Source organism: Roseibium aggregatum IAM 12614 (assembly GCF_000168975.1).
Taxonomy (GTDB): Bacteria; Pseudomonadota; Alphaproteobacteria; order Rhizobiales; family Stappiaceae; genus Roseibium; species Roseibium aggregatum.
Genome location: NZ_AAUW01000048.1, coordinates 1 through 2223 on the forward strand (window position 1 = coordinate 1; position 2223 = coordinate 2223).

Consider the following 2223-nt stretch of genomic DNA (forward strand, 5'->3'; position numbering starts at 1 on the left):
GGCCAATCAAACACCCGTCACCACATACCCGGTGCAGGTCGTCGAGTAGCTGCCGCTGCCTCTCATGCCACACGGGAATTTCGCGGTAACGGCCGCCTTTCGTCCAGCTTGGTTGCAGCACCAGGCGGTTGCCCTGGTCTGCGGTGCGCGGCCGCATCTTCAAAGCCTCTTCACGGCGAAGCCCGAAAAGGCGCTCAGCCTGCAACGCCAGGCTCACACGCGGGTCAAGCGCATCGAGCACATCCCGCGTCAATTCTTGAGCCTTGTTGCCGCTGAATTTCTCACGTGGCGACAGGCCGAAAATATCGTTCGATTTTGGGAGCAAAGAAGCCTTACCCACCTTCTCAGACCACCAGCGCACCCAGCCGAGCCGATTGCGTATCGTGGCATCACTGATGCCCGAGGCCTTCCAGCTTCCAACAAGGGCGTGTACGTGCTTGGGGGCCAGGTTGCGCGCGGCCTTCACTTTGTAACCCAGCTCATGCAGCTCATCGGCTATCTGTTGAAGGCCCCGCGCCCGTATGGCTTGCGTGGCATGTGATCCCTCCACGCATCGGCGGGTCAGGTTCTTCAGGTCAAGGTTTAAGCTCCTCATGCTTATGTCTTTCGGTAAGTTTTAATGACCAGACGGTGCCATGTCAGGCGGGCCGCTGAAGCTCCGGAGAGCTTCCGAGGGTCGGTATTTCGGTTAGCTAAACGTACTCTTCCGGTCCCTAGTGTCTCCAATCGTTTGGGGTGGAAATTCGCGGCCAACGGCCGCCGTCTCAATTACGGCCTTCAGGTCGTGAATTCCTTTCGTTTTGGTCGCCTCCGTGGGCTGTCCAGCGCCGTGCCCGTGGGGCCGTGCATACCTGTTGGTTTGTTGTTTGGTATTTGAGCAGGGGCCTCCCCCCGCAACTGGATTTGCGGCATGGTCATGCCATGCTCTGCGGTTCTGTATTTCATCGTTAGAGTTCCTTTCAAAAGTTGCGGCCAAGCATGGCCGTGATGTCGCGCACTGGTTCCAGTGAGTGCCGCGTAGCACTCACCGAGCACTTATGCGGGGACAGGCCAGCGCGACTAACATTTGCTGACAGTATCGGCCGAAGCCCCCGGTTTTCTTGGCTAATGCAGTGCCCATCAGTGGCGACGGCTGAAAGACGTTCGCCCTGTCACTACCTGGCAAGCGGTAGTGACAGGGCTGGGGCTCTGCCCGGCCCTGTGGTGGCCTTGCAACGGTTGCTGCGGCCCCATTGGGAGGGTGTCCCTCCCAAACCCGCCCCTTGGCCGTCTCAGTCGGCCAGCAGGGCTTGCAGCCCCGCACCCTGCTTTTGCGGCCTGGCGACCGCAGCGGGATGGAATCCCGCCTTTGCCGTTCTCGGGCTGGATTCGCGATGCTCACCCAACCGCTCAAACGGCAAGAGAAGCCCCACCGCTAGTGGCATCCAGTGGATGCCGGGCCGGTGCTCGCCGCTTCACGGCGACACTCTTTTGCGGAGACAAACCAGGTCTGAAAATGAAAACGCACCGCTGATAGCGATGCGTTTCTCCCGGTTTCCGACCCGGTATTATGTTACCACCCCCACCCTTTAATGGAAAGCACCCCTTGTCGCCTTCGGTTGGCGGCCGGGTGACGCCCTCCCGTGCGTCAGTAGCTCAATGGCAGAGTGCCCGGTTTCCGACCCGGGAGATGCGGGTTCGACCCCCGTCTGGCGCTCCTATCAATGCCGCTTGCCCACGCTCTTGCCATTGTACCCGACCGCACCGAGGCGCAAGGGGATGCTTGTTTTGTAATACCCCGCCCATGGGTGGTTGCTGTGTGCCGTTGCCGGCGCACAGTATTTTGTGCCGGCGCAGCTCTGCCGGCGCCGGCATCACCCCAAGAAGTTGGGATGAACCTGGGGGCGCTGCCCCCAACGCCGTGTCAAGGGGCCGTGTCCTCGCCCCTTGGGCTGCGGGCCGCACCAACCCCTTGACACTCTGCCCCCCGCGTTCGCCACGTGGCAGGGGTGCAAGGGACTTGCACCCCCGTCAAAATTGGGTGCATCAATGAAACGAAGGGGGCTTAGCAATGCAGTTGCAGGAAAATTACACCAAACCTCCCTCGGGCTGGGTCGGCTTCCTTATCGGGGTCGCGATATTTGGCATATCGGTGCTCATAGCAATTTGGATTTCCTATTCGCTCTATGATTTCGACCACAAAAAAGCGTGGCCGTTGTTTATCGCATTTCCTTTGGGTTTTTA

1 protein-coding gene and 1 tRNA gene are annotated in these 2223 nt (G+C 59.9%); one reads left to right on the forward strand and one right to left on the reverse strand.

Translation table 11 applies throughout. The annotated features are described in order from the left end of the window. The coding region (locus tag SIAM614_RS30365; protein WP_006940663.1) for a phage integrase N-terminal domain-containing protein at window positions 1-595 on the reverse strand (595 nt) is incomplete at its 3' end. A 1029-nt stretch (window positions 596-1624) separates the two neighbouring features. Between SIAM614_RS30365 and SIAM614_RS30370 the strand changes: the two genes are divergently transcribed. Continuing rightward, a tRNA-Gly gene (locus tag SIAM614_RS30370) sits at window positions 1625-1696 on the forward strand. The last annotated feature ends 527 nt before the right edge of the window (window positions 1697-2223 follow it).